The sequence below is a fragment of the Sulfitobacter sp. F26169L genome (genome assembly GCF_026410285.1).
GTDB lineage: Bacteria > Pseudomonadota > Alphaproteobacteria > Rhodobacterales > Rhodobacteraceae > Sulfitobacter.
Map to the genome: position 1 here is coordinate 229,834 of NZ_JAPMLP010000005.1, position 17,713 is coordinate 247,546.

Sequence of the window (17,713 nt, forward strand, 5' to 3'; positions counted from 1 at the left end):
GATCATGACCGAGAATAACGATAAAATACCAGATCCCGCCAAGGACCCTAACGTTAGCCAGTTGTCGGATTTCCCTGATGAAATCCCTAACGAGCTTCCGCACCAGTCCGCATTTCTGGACAAGCATGCGATTTTGGAGAAAAGTCCAACCTTGCTTCTCGCCTTTTCGCTGCTGACAGTAAGCATTGGCGGGATCGTAGAGATCGCGCCGCTGTTCTGGCTGGAAAACACCATCGAGAAAGTAGAGGGCATGCGCCCCTACTCTCCTCTCGAACTGACGGGGCGCGATATCTACGTGCGCGAAGGGTGCTATACCTGCCACAGCCAGATGATCCGGCCCATGCGCGACGAGGTAGAGCGTTATGGCCATTACTCGCTTGCCGCAGAGAGCATGTACGACCACCCGCACCAGTGGGGGTCCAAACGTACTGGGCCTGATCTGGCGCGTGTGGGTGGGCGGTATTCGGACGCTTGGCATCTGGATCACCTAATGGATCCACAGTCCGTTGTGCCCGAAAGTATTATGCCGAAGTACGCGTTTCTGGCGGACACACCGATTGACGGTAAATATGTTGCCGATCTGATGACGACACACCGGTTTGTCGGTGTTCCATATACAGATCAGCAGATCGAAGCAGCATATGACGACTTCCATGCGCAGGCCGACCCCGAAGGGGATGTCGACGGCGTTGAAGAACGCTATCCCGGTGCGGCAATTTCCAACTTTGACGGCCAGAAGGGCGTTACAGAGATGGACGCACTGATCGCCTACCTTCAGGTGCTGGGAACAATGGTCGATTTCTCGACCTTCACCCCCGATGCCAGCAGATAGGAGACATCGATATGGAAACCTATTCTTTATTAAGGGAAATCGCGGATAGCTGGGTTTTGCTGGCGATGTTCATTTTCTTTGCCGGAGCGGCGATCTGGGCATTTTTGCCCAGCCAGAGCAAGGCCCGTAAAGATGCCAGCATGATTCCGTTCAGAAACGACAATGATGGCAACGCGAACAAGCGTACAGATGATGCGCCAAAGCAGAAGTCCCGCAAACAGGAGACAAAAAGCCATGACTGATAGAAAGGTCGACGAAACGACTGGTGTGGAAACCACCGGCCATGAGTGGGATGGCATTCGCGAACTCAACAACCCGCTACCGCGCTGGTGGCTCTATTCGCTCTATGCCACGATCGTCTGGGCCATAGCCTACACCATCGCCTATCCTGCTTGGCCAATGGTCTCCGGTGCAACCAGCGGTTTGCTGGGGTATTCCACACGCGCAAACGTAGCCGAAGAGATTACAGCGCATGAGGCAAAGAACAACGCACTGGTCGCGGATTTGCTTGCAATCGAATTGCCTGCGTTGCAACCGGGTGATGATCTGCACCGCTATGCAGTGGCACGCGGCGGTGCTGTATTTCGTGCGCAGTGCAGCCAGTGTCACGGCTCGGGCGCAGCGGGGGCCAAAGGCTATCCAAATTTGCGCGACGATGACTGGTTGTGGGGCGGCGATATAGAAAATATCACTGCAACCATTGATCACGGCATCCGCAACGAAACAGATGGCGATGCGCGCTGGTCGGAAATGCCGGCCTATGATGAAATCTTCTCCGACGAGGAAATCAACGCGGTTGTTGCGTATGTTGGCAGCCTGTCGGCGCCCGCAACCGATGCCGTACTGGTGGCAGAGGGCGCAACCCTGTTTGCGGACAATTGCGCAGCCTGTCACGGCGAAGAAGGACTGGGCGATCCGGAACTTGGCGCGCCAAATCTTGCTGACGCGATCTGGCTTTATGGCGGTGATCCGGTGACATTGGAAGAAACCGTGCGCTATTCACGCTTTGGTGTGATGCCTGCGTGGGGTCAGCGTTTGTCTGATGAAGACGTGCGCGCGGTTGCGGTTTACGTCCACAATCTCGGCGGCGGAGAGTAACCGGAACCACCTGCGACAAAACGACAATGCCCCTTCGGGGGCATTGTTGATTCAGATCAACGCGGATAATGTTCGCCCGATCTAATCAAAGAGATCAGCAAGAGGTCTCCTATGTCTACACCCTCCCTTTACAGCGCACGTGAACCGATTTTCCCCCGCCGCGTGTCGGGCAAATTCCGCACACTCAAGTGGTGGATTCTCGGCCTGACGCTGGGCATCTACTATCTTACACCGTGGCTGCGCTGGGACCGCGGGCCAAGCCTGCCCGATCAGGCGGTGCTGATCGATCTTGCCAACAGACGTTTCTATTTCTTCTGGATCGAAATCTGGCCCCATGAATTCTATTTTGTGGCGGGCTTGCTGATTATGGCTGGGCTGGGGCTGTTTTTGTTCACCTCGGCTCTGGGGCGTGTCTGGTGCGGCTATACTTGCCCCCAAACCGTGTGGACCGATCTGTTTATTCTGGTCGAGCGTTGGATCGAAGGTGACAGAAACGCGCGTGTCCGCCTGCACAAGGCCAAGTGGGACTTTAAAAAATGGCGGCTTAGGATCTCCAAGTGGGTTGTCTGGCTGGTGATAGCGCTGGCAACAGGCGGGGCATGGGTGTTCTATTTCGCAGATGCCCCGACGCTGCTGGTGGATCTGGTCACAGGACAGGCCGCTGCTGTGGCCTACATCACAATCGCAATCCTGACCGCCACGACCTTTATTTTCGGCGGCTTCATGCGTGAACAGATCTGCATCTACATGTGCCCGTGGCCGCGTATTCAGGCGGCGATGATGGACCCTGACACAATTACAGTTGCCTACCGCGAATGGCGCGGAGAACCGCGCGGCAAGGGTAATGTGCGCAAACGCGACCGCGCTGCTGCAGAAAAGGCAGAGCGTGAAGCGCAAGCCGCAGGCCCCGGCCAGCAGGTACGCTACAAGGCAACCCCCTACCCCAACGCCCCGATCCGTCTGGACACCGGCGAAGCCTCCCTTGCAGCGACAGTCAAGGACCACGGTGATTGCATTGACTGTATGGCCTGCGTCAACGTCTGCCCGATGGGCATCGACATCCGCGATGGCCAGCAGATGGAGTGTATTACCTGCGCCCTGTGCATTGATGCCTGTGACGATGTGATGGACAAAATCGGCAAACCGCGCGGTCTGATCGATTATATGGCGCTGTCTGACGAAGCGGCAGAGCGCGCCGGTGGCCCCCCTCTGTCTGTGTGGCGTCACATTTTCCGCACCCGCACCCTGATCTATACCGCGATGTGGTCGCTGATCGGTGTGGGACTGGTGTATGCGCTGTTTATCCGCAGCGATATCGAACTTACCGTCAGCCCCGTGCGCAATCCGACGTATGTGCTGCAATCAGACGGTTCGATCCGCAATATCTATGATGTCCGGCTGCGCAACAAATCCCACGAACCGCGTGAATTCAAACTGAGCCTCACAAGCGAAGAAATCCTGCAAATTCAACTGTCGGGCCGTCAGGAAGACTTGAGCGTTACCGTCCCCGCAGATACCACCTTGAACCAGCAGGTGTTCATCACCGCGCGGCCCCAGGATCCCGCTGCCTCGAACCACACAACCGACGTACGCATCTGGGTCGAAGACCAGACCACCGGCGCACGTGCGGGACAATCCACCAGCTTTAACGGGAGAGACCAATGACAAAGGAAATCAAAGGCTGGCACGTTGCAGCTGTCTTCGTCCTCGCCTTCAGCGTTATTATTACGGTTAATCTGGTTCTCGCCGTTAACGCCGTGCGCACCTTTCCCGGACTGGAGGTTGCCAATTCTTACGTGGCCAGCCAGTCCTTTGACGAAGACCGCGAAACGCAGCTTGCGCTGGGCTGGGATGTGTCCGCCACGCTGGAGGGAAACGAACTGTCGCTTGTTATTCTTGAAGACGGGCGCGCCATAGCGCCACAGATCGAGGAAGCCACATTCGGGCGCGCCACAAACGTGCAGCAGGATCAGATCCCGCAGTTTGAATTTGACGGTCACGCGTTGCGGGCGACCGTAGAGGCAGGTCGCGGCAACTGGAACCTGCGCCTGCGCGCGCGCAGTGATGACGGCACGTTGTTCCAGCAACGTATTATTGTAAAGGTTGCCAGATGACATCCGCCTGCCCTGCCTGTTCTGCCGCGCCAATGGCATTAGAAACTGCCAGCGGTCCCGCATTGCAATTCTCTGTTCCCGGCGTGCATTGCGCCGCATGTATTGGTCAGATCGAGCGCGGTCTGGCCCATCTGAACGGTTTGCAATCTGTGCGGGTAAACCTGTCAATGAAACGGTTGTCGGTCACGGGGCCTGTCGATTCTGAAACTGTTATGTCCGCAGTTGAAAAGCTGGGTTTTGACATATTCGCGCTCGATTCTGCATCGCTACAAGTATCCCAAGACAGCACTAGCCGCGCCTTGCTGATGCGGATGGCGGTTGCGGGCTTTGCCATGATGAACGTCATGCTGTTTTCTGTCGCAATCTGGTCAGGCGCAACGGATACAACGCGTGATCTGTTTCACATGATTTCCGCTGCCATCACGCTGCCTGTGGTCCTCTACTCAGGCCAGCCCTTCTTCCGCTCTGCATGGTCAGCCCTGCGCGCTGGCAGGTTGAATATGGATGTGCCGATCTCGCTTGCGATCCTGCTGGCCTCCGGCATGTCCCTGTATGAAACCCTGGACGGTGGCACCGAGGCCTATTTTGATGCGGCGCTGTCACTGACATTCTTCCTGCTGATCGGGCGCTACATGGATCACCGCACACGCAGCGCGGCGCGATCTGCTGCGCGCGAACTGACAGCGCTGGAGGTGCACACCGCCGAGCGCTTGATCGGCGACCAGACCCAGACCGTCCCCGTGACCGATCTGGAAGTTGACGATATCATTCTGGTGCCGACCGGCGCGCGGGTTGCAGTCGATGGTGTACTGCTGTCTGGCGAAGCACTGATGGACCGCTCTGTCCTGACAGGAGAAAGCGCGGCCGTCACCCTGAAAGCCGGTGACGTCCTGCAAGCCGGGGAAATCAACCTGACGGCCCCCTTGCGGCTGCGCGCCTTGACTGTTGGCGCGGATACATCCCTGCGCCGTATGGCAGCACTGGTCGAAACCGCCGAAAATGCCCGCAACAGTTACACCGCGCTGGCCGACCGCGCCGCGCAAGTGTACGCGCCGCTGGTTCATACGCTGGCCCTGATCGCGCTTGTTGGATGGTGGATAGCGACCGGCGATTTCCGCTATTCACTCAACATCGCCATTGCCGTTCTGATCATTACCTGCCCGTGTGCTCTGGGCCTCGCCGTGCCGGCTGTATCTACTGCTGCCGTAAGCCGCCTGTTTAACGCCGGATTTCTGGTGCGCCATGCAACCGCGCTGGAACGGCTGGCCGAGACGACACATATCGTCTTTGACAAGACCGGCACGCTCACCCTTCCCACGGTTCAACTGCCCGAAAAGATGAGTGACGAGGACAAGGGGATCGCCAAATCCCTTGCGCAGGCATCGCTTCATCCGCTGTCGCGGGCCTTGGTAACTGCGCTGTCAGATACTGCCGCAGCGCCGGTTGCGGACATAAACGAAGTTGCGGGACAGGGCGTCACAGGCGTTTACCAAGGCAAGAAGGTATCACTTGGCCGTGGGCCATGGTTGGGCGCGTCCCACACCGGCCTTTGCTTGCGGATCGGCGATGCCGACCCCGTGCCGCTAGAGGTGCCGGAAGCACTACGCCCCGGTGTTGCGGATGCGATCAGGAACCTCGATCTGCCCTGCGAGATTGTCACCGGTGATACCGACATTCCTGCGCAAAAACTGGCCGCTCAACTTTCTCTGCCGGTCACATCCAGCGCCAGCCCCGAGGCAAAGCTGAACCGTCTGAAAGCGCTCAGCGATGCGGGAGAGCGCGTGCTGATGATCGGTGACGGTCTAAACGATACTGCCGCACTGGCGCAGGCCCACGCCTCTATTGCGCCCTCTACCGCACTGGAAGCATCACGTAACGCCGCCGACATTGTGATCCTGAAAGACAGCTTTGCAGAGCTGCCGCTGATCATTCGGGTTGCCCGTGCGACCCGATTGCTGTCGGTGCAAAACTTCGGCATTGCCGCGGTTTATAACTGCATTGCGGTTCCCGTTGCCCTCGCAGGATACGCAACGCCCCTCGCCGCAGCCTTGGCAATGTCGATCTCATCCATTACCGTATTGGCCAACGCACAACGTATGAGGTTTATCCGATGAATGTACTTGTGATCCTGATCCCGGTTTCCCTGATCCTTGGAGCAGCTGGCCTCGCGGCGTTTATCTGGACTGTCCGGTCCGATCAATACGACGATGACAGCGGCAACGCCGCCCGCATTCTACTAGACGACGATGAGTAACATTTCACCCGCCAGCACAATCAGGGGGCAGTATCCGAACTACTAAATCGTACGACACTTCCTGAGCGTCTCAGATAGAAAACCCCCGGCGATTTCCATCGCCGGGGGTTTTCTATGATCAATGGCGCTGACTCAATTTATGGTCAACTATTCTGAGCCCACTTAAAGGTGGGATTACTAACATCAGCCACACTTGCTGTGACCGCAGCTGCCGCACGTCATGCAGCCTTCGACCATTCTCAGGTCATACTGGCCACAGCTTGAGCAGGCTTTCCCGCGGGGTTGTTCCAAGCCGACCACTTTTGCTTGCGGGTCGGATTTCAGGCCCATGCCCTCGCCTGCGATGAAGCCGGTGTTGATCAGGTGTTGCTCGATCACGCCACCGATTGCCGCGAGGATAGAGGGGATATATTTACCGCCCATCCACGCGCCGCCACGCGGGTCGAACACGGCTTTCAGTTCTTCAACAACAAACGACACATCGCCACCGCGACGGAACACAGCAGATATCATCCGTGTCAAGGCAACTGTCCAGGCAAAATGCTCCATGTTTTTGGAGTTGATGAACACCTCGAACGGGCGGCGGTGGCCGCTGACAACCAGATCGTTGATGGTGATATACAGCGCGTGTTCGCTGTCGGGCCATTTGATCTTGTAGGTCGCCCCTTCCAACTCCTGCGGACGGTCCAGCGGGTCAGACATGTAAATGACATCACCGTGCGGCTCTTGCGGCTCCTCCCCATCATAGCTCACTACTTCGGGGGCCTTTTTCTCTTCTGAGACAGATAGGACAGAACCAGTGATGTCGTTGGGACGATAGGTTGTGCAGCCTTTGCAACCGGTATCCCATGCCTCCATGTAGACCTCTTTGAAAGTGTCGAAAGAGATGTCCTCGGGGCAGTTGATGGTTTTGGAAATGCTTGAATCAACCCATTTCTGCGCGGCCGCCTGCATTTTTACATGCTCAAGCGGTGCCAACGTCTGGGCGTTGACGAAATAGTCGGGCAGCGGCGCGTCACCTTTTAAATCACGCCACATCTGCACGGCATAATCCACTACCTCTTCCTCGGTGCGGGTGCCGTCTTTTTGCAGAACCTTGCGGGTGTAGGCGTAGGCAAAGACAGGCTCGATACCAGAACTGACATTGCCTGCATATAGGCTGATCGTGCCGGTGGGCGCGATGGAGGTCAGCAGCGCGTTGCGGATGCCATGGGTGCGGATCGCTTCGCGTACATCCTCGTCCATCTGCAACATTGTACCCGACGCCAGATACTCTTCGGCATCAAACAGCGGGAACGCGCCCTTTTCCTTTGCCAAATCCACCGACGCCAAATATGCGGCGCGCGCGATCGCGTGCAACCAATCTTCCGTCTGACGCGCCGCCTCGTCCGAACCATAACGCAGGCCCAACATAAGAAGAGCATCCGCCAGACCTGTCACGCCAAGGCCGATCCGGCGCTTGTTCTTTGCCTCTTGCGCCTGTGCTTCCAGCGGAAATTGCGACACATCCACCACGTTGTCCATCATGCGGACCGAGGTTGCGACCAGTTCGTTCAGTGCCTCGATATCCAGCGCGGCAGTGTCCTCAAACGGAGCGCTTACCAGACGGGCAAGGTTAATCGACCCCAGAAGGCACGCGCCATAAGGCGGCAGCGGCTGCTCGCCACAGGGGTTTGTGGCGGCTATGGTTTCACAATAGCTGAGGTTGTTGGCTTCGTTGATGCGATCAATGAAAATCACACCCGGTTCGGCGAAATCGTAGGTGGCTTTCATGATCGCATTCCACAGATCAAGCGCCTGAACGGTTTTATAAACCTTGCCGTCGAACTTCAGGTCCCAAGACCCGTTTGCTTTCACCGCATCCATAAACGGATCGGTGATCAGCACCGACATATTGAACATGCGCAAACGGGCGGCGTCCGATTTGGCAGTGATAAACGCCTCTACATCGGGGTGATCACAGCGCATCGTTGCCATCATCGCGCCACGGCGTGAACCGGCGGACATAATCGTGCGGCACATTGCATCCCAGACATCCATAAACGACAGTGGGCCAGAGGCATCCGCCGACACGCCCAGAACATCTGCGCCCTTTGGCCGGATCGTCGAGAAATCATAACCGATCCCGCCGCCCTGCTGCATGGTCAACGCCGCTTCTTTCAGCATGTCGAAAATACCGGCCATACTGTCAGGGACTGTCCCCATCACAAAGCAGTTGAACAGTGTCACACGCCGCGCAGTCCCGGCGCCCGCCGTGATGCGTCCTGCGGGCAGGTATTTGAAATCTTCCAGCGCTTCGAAGAACGTTTCTTCCCATCCGTCTTTATCTTCTTCGACCTGCGCCAGATCACGTGCGATGCGGCGCCATGTATCCTCAACGGTGACGTCATGGGGCGTGCCATCTGCTGCTTTAAAACGGTATTTCATATCCCATATCTGTTCGGCGATCGGGGCAGCAAAGCGGGTCATGGCGATTCCTCGGTTGGGCTAGGGAGAGCCTTGTCATACCTTAACACACAAGAAAGACCACTCCCCAATTCAGAATTTCATCGGCGACAAACCACCACAGTTTGCTTCTGTTGCCTATTCGCCTACCTTATGATGTGGCTCCGAAGTGAGTCTGTGGACAAACATGTGGAAGAACCTGTGAGCAAAAATATCGTACACCTGATCAAGCTGTCTGTCGGCACTGAAAATGTCGAACAGTTGGTAGAGTGGCAACGCCATCGCTCGCAGCAGGTCGTCAACGGCCAGTACTACCACCAGACCCGTATGTGGCCCAAGCGTGAGGCCGAAATCCTGAACGGAGGGTCGATTTATTGGGTCATCAAGGGCGAGATATCAGCGCGTCAGCGCATTATCCGGCTGGACGAAAAGATTGGTGCTGACGGGATTCGCCGTTGCGGTATCGTGCTTGATTCCGAAGTCATCCCGACCGTCAGCGCCCTGAAACGTCCTTTTCAGGGCTGGCGCTACCTAAAGCCGGAGGACGCCCCCGCCGACCTTCCCAGAGGGCGCGGCAAGGAAGATGTCCTTCCGGTAGAGCTCAACCGCGCCCTGGCAGAGATTGGCGTATTGTAGCGCAGGCTATCCCAACCGTTCCAGCAGGTCATCAAGGCATTTGCGTTCATCAGCGTCCATCGGTGCCACGCGCGATTTCCACAGCGTCGCCTGACTGCGCAGCATCAATCCGTCGCTGAGTATTTTCAGGTGATTGGCGGTCAATGTCTCGCCGGTCGAGGTGATATCGGCAATCGCTTCGGCGGTTTCGTTTGCGACGGTGCCTTCGGTCGCGCCTTGGCTATCCACCAGCGCATAATCCGCAACACCGGCATCGCGCAGGAATTCACGCACAAGGCGATGGTACTTGGTTGCAATGCGCAAACGGTGGCCATGTTCCAACCGGAACGCGGCGGCAGCGGCATCCAGATCATGCAATGTATCCACATCTGTCCATGCCTGCGGCACCGCAAGGATCAGATCAGCCTGACCGAAGCCGAGTTCCGCAACCACTTCAACCGATTGCTCCCAAAGAGGCAGTTTTTCATGCACCAGATCGGTGCCGGTTACCCCCAGATGAATACGCCCGGCGGCCAGTTCACGCGGGATTTCTCCGGCGGACAGCAACACAAGTGCAACCCCCTCTATCCCCTCAACCACACCGGCATATTCCCGATCAGACCCACTGCGCGCCAACTGGATACCGCGCGCGCCGAACCAGTCGAAGGTCTTCTCCATCAGCCGCCCCTTTGACGGCACACCCAGCTTTAGCGTCATGGCTTGCCCTCCAGTTCCAGCATCACGTCGGGGCGCATGACGCCCCCCACCGCAGGGATTTCCCGCCCGCGCCCAAGCCGCCGCGTCAGCGCATCATAGCGGCCACCGGTTGCAAGCGGTGGCAAATCCGCACGATCTCTGGCGCGGAATCCAAAAACAAAACCGTCATAATATTCCATCGACGTGCGGCCATGGTTCGCCTCGAACAGCAACGTTTCCACCTCAACGCCCCGCGCCGCCAATGCGTCTTTGCGCGCCGCAACACGCGCCACAGCGGGGATAATCTCGGGCAAGTCAACGGACAGGTCGTGCAACCGCGACAGCGCATCAGGTAGAGGCGCGGAAATATCCAGCAGCGCGTCAATCAGATCAACGTCTCTGGCTGGAATCGGCGCGGTTCCGGCATCGGCTTTTAGGGCTTGGATACGGGCATCAATTTCATGCTGGCGGCGCGCACCCACCAGTGGCGCATCGCTGGTCACACTGCCGGCCAGCAACGCCTCGCGTGTGGGCGAGGCAGGCATCTGCCCTGAATAGCGATCCAGCAGCGCGCGAAAACGCCGTGGTCGCCAGATATGGCGCATCAGCGCATTCTTGCGCAAATCACTGGTTTTCAGCCCGTTCACCACGGCCATCAGAACACCGATATCCCCCGTTACGGCCCGCACAGGCAAATCACCCAAGGCGTCTGCTATAAGCGCGAACACTTCTGCATCGCTCGCGGCAGGATCCTCGCGTTCAAACACTTCATAGCCCACCTGCACATATTCGCTGGTGCGGGACGGGTCCCGCTCCTGACGGCGGAACACTTCGCCCGCGTAGGTATAGCGCGCAGGGTCGGCACCGTTTTCCATATGCATCTGCACCACCGGAACGGTAAAGTCGGGCCGCAGCATCTGCTCGCCGCGCGCAGCGTCGGATGTGACGTATGCGCGCGCGCGAATGTCCTCGCCGTAGAGGTCCAGCAGCGTGTCGGCAGGTTGCAGGATCGGCGGTTCTACCGTTTGTGCGCCATGTGCTTCGAAACCCGCGCGCAGAAAGGCGGCTTTTGCATTTGTCTCGGCCCGTGTTGACATCAGCGGTAAAGCTCCAGGATTTCGCGCACCTTGGCGACAAGATCACTGCGCGCCACTTCATACTGGCTGGGACGATCCCGCCATTCTTCCAGCGTTGCATTTTCCGCAATCTTGGCTCCCAGGACCAGATCCTTGATCTGGATCACGCCATTCTCATGCTCCTGCTCGCCCTCGATCACGGCAATCGGGCTGCCGCGCTTGTCTGCATACTTCAGCTGGTTGCCAAAGTTCTTGGGGTTGCCCAGATACACTTCGGCGCGGATACCCGCCTGCCGCAGTTCGGCAACCATCGCCTGATAGTCCGCCATTCGCGCCTTATCCATTACCGTCACCACAACGGGGCCTTGGGTGGCTGTATCAAGCCGCCCTTTTGCCTGTAGCGCCGCAAGCAATCGGTCAACCCCGATAGACACACCCGTCGCAGGCACTTCCTGTCCGGTAAAGCGCTTGACCAGATCGTCATAGCGCCCCCCGCCTGCGACCGAGCCAAAGTTGCGCGCACGTCCCTTCTCGTCCTTGATCTCAAAGGTAAGTTCAGCTTCATAAACGGGGCCGGTGTAGTAGCCGAGGCCGCGTACAACTGAGGGGTCGATCTCGATCCGGTCAGGACCGTAACCACCGGCTGACAACAGTTCAGCGATCGTTTCTAGCTCGGTGACGCCTTCTAGCCCCACCTTGCTGTCGCCGACCAGCTCACGCAAGCGCGCGCAGGTCTGACCACCATCCGAACGTTTGGCCTGCATGAAACCCATCACAACATCTGCCTGCACCTCATCCAGCCCAGCGCCTTTCGTAAAGTCCCCACTCTCGTCCTTGCGGCCCTCACCCAACAGCGCGCGCACACCGTCCACGCCAAGACGGTCAAGCTTGTCAATCGCGCGCAGAACAATCCCGCGCTCGGCCTCTTTATCGTCACCCGACAGGCCCGCAACTTCCAGAACGCCGTTCAGCACCTTACGGTTGTTCACGCGGACAATGTAATCGCCGCGCTCGATCCCGACTTCCTCAAGGCAATCAGCCAGCATTGCACAAATCTCGGCATCCGCTGCAACTGATCCGGTGCCAACCGTATCCGCATCACACTGATAAAACTGGCGAAACCGCCCCGGTCCGGGCTTTTCGTTTCGCCAGACAGGGCCCATGGCATAGCGGCGGTAAGGGGTGGGCAGATCATTGCGGTGCTGGGAATAGACGCGCGCCAACGGGGCGGTTAGATCATAGCGCAGCGCCAGCCAGTCACCTGCCTTTTCGGCCTCGGCATCCTCTTGCCACGCGAACACGCCTTCATTGGGGCGGTCAACATCGGGCAGGAATTTGCCCAGCGCCTCTACCCGCTCCACGGCGGCACTTTCCAGCGCGTCAAAACCATAGCGGTGATACACCGCCGCGATCTTGGCCAGCATATCGGCGCGCTGTGTCACCTCCGCGCCAAAATAATCACGAAATCCCCGTGGCGTTTCCGCCTTCGGGCGCGGGGTCTTTTTCGGCTTGGCCATGACATACCTCTACAGGGATAAAATCTCGCTTCGCCTCTACCGGATGCAGGGGCGCGGGGCAAGCAACAGCCTGCCCACGATAATGTGCGAGAACATTTACTACAGGCACCAAAAATGCTGTCACAGCCCCGCAGGGGATATGTCCGCGTGGTCACGCCCATTGCGTAACATCACAAACAGGCCTAGGGAGCGCGGTATGGAAAAGCTGGAAGAACAAATCGCCCATCTGCTGCGCGCTGTTGATGATCTATCGGATGTCGTGGCCCGTCAACACGACGAGATTGACCGCCTGACGCGGCGCGTCGAACTTCTGATGCGCCGCGAAGGCGAACGCGAGGCCGCAGGCGGTGGCGGCGTTGTCGTGGGCGATGAACGCCCCCCGCACTACTGATCCTAGTTGGCCGATTTCACCGCAGCGGCCAGAACTTCACCATCATAGATCAGGAACTCTTTCCACTGGCCGTTATGTTCGTGGAATTGATACGCCGTGACAAAAGCCGCTCCGGCGTCAAGCTTCCTGATATCTTTGCCGCAAGGTTTGTTTTTACCCGCACGGCACACCGATGACTTTACCTTGTCATAGGCTTTGTCCGTTGCCGCATAGGGCAAATGTTGCCCCGCCGGACTATACCGGATTTGCTCGTAAAATGATGGCGCGCCGAACAGCGCATTTGCCGCCGTAAACTGGCGTGGGCAGTTGTCTTGAAAACCGGTAACATAGAATGTCCGCTTGTCGCGGATTCCCGGATTGCTGTCATGCAGTGTGAATCCGCGCCGCCCCAAGCCGTCGATCTTTTTGCCCATCGGTTTGCCCCGTGCTTCGCAGACACGTGCGATCTCTCCAAAGGCCAGAACAGTTCCGTAGGGTACATCCCGCGCGTCCGGTCCTGTGCGCGCTTTGCTTGCTTTGTTGCTGCTGCCGCCGCCGAACAATCCACGGCGTTTTCGGGGTTCGGCCTGCGGTGTGACCTCTTCTGCGGGCAGTGCCACCAATTCGATTGCAGAAGCTGACTCAACAGGGGTGGTTTCAATGACAACCGCGCCGGATTGCGATTCCGCCACATCTGCGGCAATGGCTTCTGCCGGATCGGTCTTGGCAACCCGCTTGATCAGACCACGCAGAAAACCGCCGCTCGCCGCTGCTACCTCTACATCCCCCTCCGCATCCGGTGTCGCTGCTGGCGCGGCCCCTTCCGCCGCTGACGTGCCGAGGAACCCTTCGCGTGCAATTTCTTCTGCATCGGGCAACGCCGCAGCAACAGTTTTATCTTCGGCGATATCAACGTCAGCCAAACGATCAAGGCCCGCCAATGGATCACCACAGGCAGACAGCGTCAGGAAAACTGCAACGACTGGTAAAAAGCGCACGGTGCGACTCCCACAATGTTTAGGCCTAGTTAACGAAGCTGTTCTGGTCCGTCCAGCGACACAAGCGGCACTTGGCCAATCCGTGCCGGAATCTGCCCATCAGATTTCTTCAACTTCAAGAACACCGCCCAAAGAGCGGATCGCACCTTTGATCTGTGGCGTCACGGGGAATTCCGCGCCCAGATCCACTTCTACCTCTCCTGGCAAGGCGGGGTCCATCAGGCACAAATGTACAGGCCCCTTTCCTGCCGCTCTCGCGGCATGACGGGCACCTGCCAGAACTTCGGACACGGCTGCGATGGCTTCGGGTGTTTCAATAAAGATGCGCAGCCCCAGACCCCCGACATTTGCGACAGCTGTTTCAATAGGGGCAACGCTGCGCCCCAACAGCTTGAGCTGGTCACTCTCCATCGTCGCCTCGACCGTAACAACCACTTTCGATCCGGTTTCAAGATGATCGCGACATGCCTCCAGCGTGTCAGAGAACAGCGTAACCTCATAGGCCCCCGCAGGATCGGACAGCTGCGCAAACGCAAAACGATTGCCGCGCGCTGATTTGCGTTCCTGCCGACCTGCGACAACCCCTGCAAGGCGCGCATTCATCGCACCGCGCTCCGTGACCTTCTCTGTCAACTCGTCCAACGTCAGGAAAGGGACACCGCGGTCGTTGCCCCACTTGCGTTTGAGCGGCCCCATGTAATCATCCAGCGGATGCCCCGACAGATAAAAGCCGACCGCCTTGAATTCTTCAGTCAAGCGCTCGGGCGCTTCCCAATCATCGCTGTTGATCATGCGCGGTTCTGGTAGATCATCCCCCGCCTCGCCGAACAACGACACCTGATTGGACGCCTTTTGTTCATGGATCGCTGCCGAATAAGCGACCAGCGGATCAAGAGCAGCAAACACGCGGCGGCGGTTGCTGTCGAGGACATCAAACGCGCCCGAACGCGCCAGCATCTCCAGCGGACGCTTGCCCACCCGCTTCAGATCAACGCGCCGAGCGAGATCGAACAGAGTGACAAACGGCTTGTCAACGCCTTCGACCACACGGCCCTGCGTGATCAGGCGCATCGCCTCGACACCTACGTTTTTGAGGGCTCCCAATGCGTAAACGAGCGCACCATCAACCACGCGGAACGTCGCATCCGAGCGGTTCACACACGGCGGCACCCACGGCAACTCCAACCGTTTGCGCACTTCTTCGAAATACACAGCCAGTTTGTCTGTCAGGTGGATATCACAGTTCATCACACCTGCCATAAACTCGACCGGATGGTTCGCTTTCAGCCATGCAGTTTGATAGCTGACCACGGCATATGCCGCCGCGTGGGATTTGTTGAAACCGTAGTTGGCGAATTTCTCCAGAAGGTCGAAAACCTCGCTGGCTTTTTTCTTATCAACGCCATTTTCCATGGCGCCTTTTTCAAATTTGGGCCGCTCCTTGGCCATTTCCTCGGCAATCTTCTTACCCATCGCACGACGCAGCAGGTCGGCCCCGCCAAGGCTGTAGCCCGCCATGACCTGCGCAATCTGCATCACCTGTTCCTGATAAACGATAATACCCTGGGTTTCCTCAAGGATATGGTCAATCGACGGATGCACGGACTCGCGCTCTTTCAGCCCGTTTTTTACCTCGCAATAGGTCGGGATGTTCTCCATCGGACCCGGCCGATATAGCGCCACCAAGGCAACAATATCCTCGATACAGGTCGGCTTCATCCGCTTCAGCGCATCCATCATACCGCTGGATTCAACCTGGAAAACCGCCACCGTTTTTGCAGCGGCGTAAAGCTTGTACGATGCCTCGTCATCCAGCGGGATTGTGGCGATGTCGTCAATCAACCCCTCGGGCGGATCAAACAATTCCGTGCCATCCGCCGCGATATGCAAATGCCGCCCCGATGCCTTGATCTGGTCCACCGCGTTCTGGATCACTGTGAGGGTTTTCAAACCCAGAAAGTCGAACTTGACCAGCCCCGCCTGCTCTACCCACTTCATGTTAAACTGGGTGGCGGGCATGTCCGAGCGCGGATCCTGATAAAGCGGCACCAGCGCATCAAGCGGACGATCCCCGATCACCACACCCGCGGCGTGGGTTGATGCGTTGCGCAACAGCCCCTCCACCTGCTGGCCATATTCGAGCAGCCGCGCAACAACCTCTTCGTTACGCGCCTCTTCGCGCAGGCGCGGCTCGTCCGCCAGCGCCTTTTCAATGCTGACAGGCTTTACACCTTCAACGGGTATCATCTTGCTCAGTCGGTCAACCTGCCCGTAAGGCATTTGCAACACACGCCCGATGTCGCGCACCGCGGCCTTACTCAACAGCGCACCAAAGGTGATGATTTGCCCGACCTTGTCGCGCCCGTATTTGTCCTGAACGTAGCGGATCACTTCCTCGCGGCGGTCCATGCAAAAGTCGATGTCAAAATCGGGCATGGAAACCCGTTCAGGGTTCAGGAACCGTTCGAACAGCAGCGAATAACGCAGCGGATCAAGATCGGTTATCAGCAGCGCATAGGCCACCAGTGATCCGGCACCCGAACCACGGCCCGGCCCCACAGGAATGCCCTGATCCTTTGCCCATTTGATAAAGTCGGCAACGATCAGAAAGTAGCCCGGAAAACCCATGCCCTCGATGATGCCCAGCTCGAACTCAAGCCGTTCTTCGTAAACCGAGACTTCCGCCGCATGTGGAATAATCGCCAGCCGTGCTTTCAATCCGTCCTGTGCCTGACGGCGCAATTCTGCTACCTCGTCATCGGCAAACTTCGGCAAGATCGGATCGCGACGATAGGCTTTGAAGGCACAGCGCTTCGCAATCTCGACTGTGTTCTCGATTGCTTCGGGCAGATCGGCAAACAGCGTGACCATCTCGGCCTGGGATTTGAAATAGTGCTGCGGTGTCAGGCGGCGGCGGCCTTCCTGCTGGTCTACATAGGCACCATCCGCGATACAAATCAGCGCATCATGCGCCTCGTACATCTTTGAGGCAGGAAAATAGACATCATTGGTCGCAACCAGCGGGATATTCATGGCATAGGCCATCTCGACAAATCCGCGTTCGCTCGCGCGCTCTGCCTCGGGCGCCCCGTTTTCTGTCGGGTGGCGCTGAATTTCGACGTACAGGCGATCACCAAAGGCCACGTGCAACGCCTGCATCAATGCTTCGGCAGCGGGCCGCTGGCCGCTTTGCAGCAACATCCCCACCGGCCCTTGGGCCCCTCCTGTCAGGCAAATCACATCGTCGCAATAGGTGGTCAGTTCCTCCATCGTTACCTGCGGCACCGCCCCCCCCTTGTCCAGATACAGGCAGGAGTTCAGCTTCATCAAATTCTCGTATCCCCGCTCGCTCTGGGCCAGCAGAACCACAGGTGCAGGCGGGCGTGTGCGCTCTCCGGGGGCTGTGGTGACATACTCCAGATCAACCTGGCATCCGATAATCGGCTGGATACCCGCATCCGACATCGCTACGGAAAATTCCAGCGCGGCGAACATGTTGTTGGTATCGGTCAGCGCCATCGCGGGCATATCCGCATCAGCGCACATTGCTGGCAGCTTTTTCAACCTCAGCGCACCTTCCAACAGCGAATACTCGGAATGGGTGCGCAGGTGAATGAATCGGGGGAAATTACTCATGCAGCCAACCTATGGCGGATCACCGGTAGCCTCTAGCGCAAAAAGACCACATCGCGCAGGTT

General features: G+C 57.9%; 15 protein-coding genes. 9 read left to right on the plus strand and 6 right to left on the minus strand.

Going from position 1 to position 17,713, the window contains the following annotated elements; translation table 11 throughout:
• Positions 1–4 precede the first annotated feature (4 nt).
• From ccoO to ccoS, 7 genes are all read left to right on the plus strand, one after another.
• Positions 5–832, plus strand: a complete 828-nt coding sequence (gene ccoO, locus OS189_RS13300) for a cytochrome-c oxidase, cbb3-type subunit II (protein ID WP_267167807.1) — start codon at positions 5–7, stop codon at positions 830–832.
• A gap of 11 nt (positions 833–843) precedes the next feature.
• Positions 844–1,074 carry a cbb3-type cytochrome c oxidase subunit 3 gene (locus OS189_RS13305; protein WP_267167808.1) on the plus strand — a complete coding sequence of 77 codons (231 nt, stop codon included), beginning with the start codon at positions 844–846 and terminating at the stop codon, positions 1,072–1,074.
• Positions 1,067–1,930 carry a cytochrome-c oxidase, cbb3-type subunit III gene (ccoP, locus tag OS189_RS13310; RefSeq protein ID WP_267167809.1) on the plus strand — a complete coding sequence of 288 codons (864 nt, stop codon included), beginning with the start codon at positions 1,067–1,069 and terminating at the stop codon, positions 1,928–1,930. The genes OS189_RS13305 and ccoP overlap by 8 nt, the downstream gene beginning before the upstream one ends.
• A gap of 111 nt (positions 1,931–2,041) precedes the next feature.
• Positions 2,042–3,595: a cytochrome c oxidase accessory protein CcoG gene (ccoG, locus tag OS189_RS13315; protein WP_267167810.1), complete on the plus strand. Its 1,554-nt coding sequence runs from the start codon at positions 2,042–2,044 to the stop codon at positions 3,593–3,595.
• Positions 3,592–4,044, plus strand: a complete 453-nt coding sequence (locus OS189_RS13320) for a FixH family protein (protein ID WP_267167811.1) — start codon at positions 3,592–3,594, stop codon at positions 4,042–4,044. The genes ccoG and OS189_RS13320 overlap by 4 nt, the downstream gene beginning before the upstream one ends.
• A 32-nt stretch (positions 4,045–4,076) precedes the next feature.
• On the plus strand, positions 4,077–6,158 hold the full coding sequence (locus OS189_RS13325) for a heavy metal translocating P-type ATPase (RefSeq protein WP_267167812.1): 2,082 nt from the start codon (positions 4,077–4,079) through the stop codon (positions 6,156–6,158).
• On the plus strand, positions 6,155–6,298 hold the full coding sequence (gene ccoS, locus OS189_RS13330; RefSeq protein ID WP_267167813.1) for a cbb3-type cytochrome oxidase assembly protein CcoS: 144 nt from the start codon (positions 6,155–6,157) through the stop codon (positions 6,296–6,298). The genes OS189_RS13325 and ccoS overlap by 4 nt, the downstream gene beginning before the upstream one ends.
• Positions 6,299–6,481: 183 nt before the next feature.
• Here the strand turns inward: ccoS and OS189_RS13335 are convergent, their stop codons facing one another.
• On the minus strand, positions 6,482–8,767 hold the full coding sequence (locus OS189_RS13335; RefSeq protein ID WP_267167814.1) for an adenosylcobalamin-dependent ribonucleoside-diphosphate reductase: 2,286 nt from the start codon (positions 8,765–8,767) through the stop codon (positions 6,482–6,484).
• A 177-nt stretch (positions 8,768–8,944) separates the two neighbouring features.
• Between OS189_RS13335 and OS189_RS13340 the strand changes: the two genes are divergently transcribed.
• On the plus strand, positions 8,945–9,379 hold the full coding sequence (locus OS189_RS13340) for a DUF1489 family protein (RefSeq protein WP_267167815.1): 435 nt from the start codon (positions 8,945–8,947) through the stop codon (positions 9,377–9,379).
• Positions 9,380–9,385: 6 nt separating this feature from the next.
• Here OS189_RS13340 and hisG read toward each other — a convergent pair whose 3' ends face one another.
• Genes hisG through hisS form a run of 3 tightly spaced genes read right to left on the minus strand, consistent with a single transcriptional unit; the run spans position 9,386 to position 12,647 of the window.
• Entirely contained in the window at positions 9,386–10,075 is a 690-nt protein-coding gene (gene hisG, locus OS189_RS13345; protein ID WP_267167816.1) for an ATP phosphoribosyltransferase, read from the minus strand.
• A complete protein-coding gene (locus tag OS189_RS13350) occupies positions 10,072–11,151 on the minus strand; it encodes an ATP phosphoribosyltransferase regulatory subunit (protein ID WP_267167817.1) in 1,080 nt (359 codons plus the stop codon). Before OS189_RS13350 ends, hisG begins: the two co-directional genes overlap by 4 nt.
• Complete coding sequence (hisS, locus tag OS189_RS13355) at positions 11,151–12,647, minus strand: histidine--tRNA ligase (protein WP_267167818.1); 1,497 nt, start codon at positions 12,645–12,647, stop codon at positions 11,151–11,153. The genes OS189_RS13350 and hisS overlap by 1 nt, the downstream gene beginning before the upstream one ends.
• Before the next feature lie 196 nt (positions 12,648–12,843).
• On the opposite strand from hisS, the gene OS189_RS13360 reads away from it, so the two are divergent.
• The gene (locus tag OS189_RS13360; RefSeq protein WP_267167819.1) at positions 12,844–13,038 is read left to right on the plus strand and encodes a SlyX family protein; all 195 of its coding nucleotides are present in this window, start codon (positions 12,844–12,846) and stop codon (positions 13,036–13,038) included.
• Between the two features lie 2 nt (positions 13,039–13,040).
• On the opposite strand, the gene OS189_RS13365 is transcribed toward OS189_RS13360, so the two are convergent.
• Positions 13,041–14,015 carry a hypothetical protein gene (locus OS189_RS13365; protein WP_267167820.1) on the minus strand — a complete coding sequence of 325 codons (975 nt, stop codon included), beginning with the start codon at positions 14,013–14,015 and terminating at the stop codon, positions 13,041–13,043.
• Positions 14,016–14,114: 99 nt separating this feature from the next.
• A complete protein-coding gene (gene dnaE, locus OS189_RS13370) occupies positions 14,115–17,651 on the minus strand; it encodes a DNA polymerase III subunit alpha (protein WP_267167821.1) in 3,537 nt (1,178 codons plus the stop codon).
• Positions 17,652–17,713 lie beyond the last annotated feature (62 nt).

Excerpts from the sequence above, each read along its gene's own strand:
- ccoO (WP_267167807.1), top strand. The coding sequence starts at position 5 with ATGACCGAGAATAACGATAAAATACCAGATCCCGCCAAGGACCCTAAC.
- OS189_RS13305 (WP_267167808.1), top strand. The coding sequence starts at position 844 with ATGGAAACCTATTCTTTATTAAGGGAAATCGCGGATAGCTGGGTTTTG.
- ccoP (WP_267167809.1), top strand. The coding sequence starts at position 1,067 with ATGACTGATAGAAAGGTCGACGAAACGACTGGTGTGGAAACCACCGGC.
- ccoG (WP_267167810.1), top strand. The coding sequence starts at position 2,042 with ATGTCTACACCCTCCCTTTACAGCGCACGTGAACCGATTTTCCCCCGC.
- OS189_RS13320 (WP_267167811.1), top strand. The coding sequence starts at position 3,592 with ATGACAAAGGAAATCAAAGGCTGGCACGTTGCAGCTGTCTTCGTCCTC.
- OS189_RS13325 (WP_267167812.1), top strand. The coding sequence starts at position 4,077 with ATGGCATTAGAAACTGCCAGCGGTCCCGCATTGCAATTCTCTGTTCCC.
- ccoS (WP_267167813.1), top strand. The coding sequence starts at position 6,155 with ATGAATGTACTTGTGATCCTGATCCCGGTTTCCCTGATCCTTGGAGCA.
- OS189_RS13335 (WP_267167814.1), bottom strand. The coding sequence starts at position 8,767 with ATGACCCGCTTTGCTGCCCCGATCGCCGAACAGATATGGGATATGAAA.
- hisG (WP_267167816.1), bottom strand. The coding sequence starts at position 10,075 with ATGACGCTAAAGCTGGGTGTGCCGTCAAAGGGGCGGCTGATGGAGAAG.
- OS189_RS13350 (WP_267167817.1), bottom strand. The coding sequence starts at position 11,151 with ATGTCAACACGGGCCGAGACAAATGCAAAAGCCGCCTTTCTGCGCGCG.
- hisS (WP_267167818.1), bottom strand. The coding sequence starts at position 12,647 with ATGGCCAAGCCGAAAAAGACCCCGCGCCCGAAGGCGGAAACGCCACGG.
- OS189_RS13360 (WP_267167819.1), top strand. The coding sequence starts at position 12,844 with ATGGAAAAGCTGGAAGAACAAATCGCCCATCTGCTGCGCGCTGTTGAT.
- dnaE (WP_267167821.1), bottom strand. The coding sequence starts at position 17,651 with ATGAGTAATTTCCCCCGATTCATTCACCTGCGCACCCATTCCGAGTAT.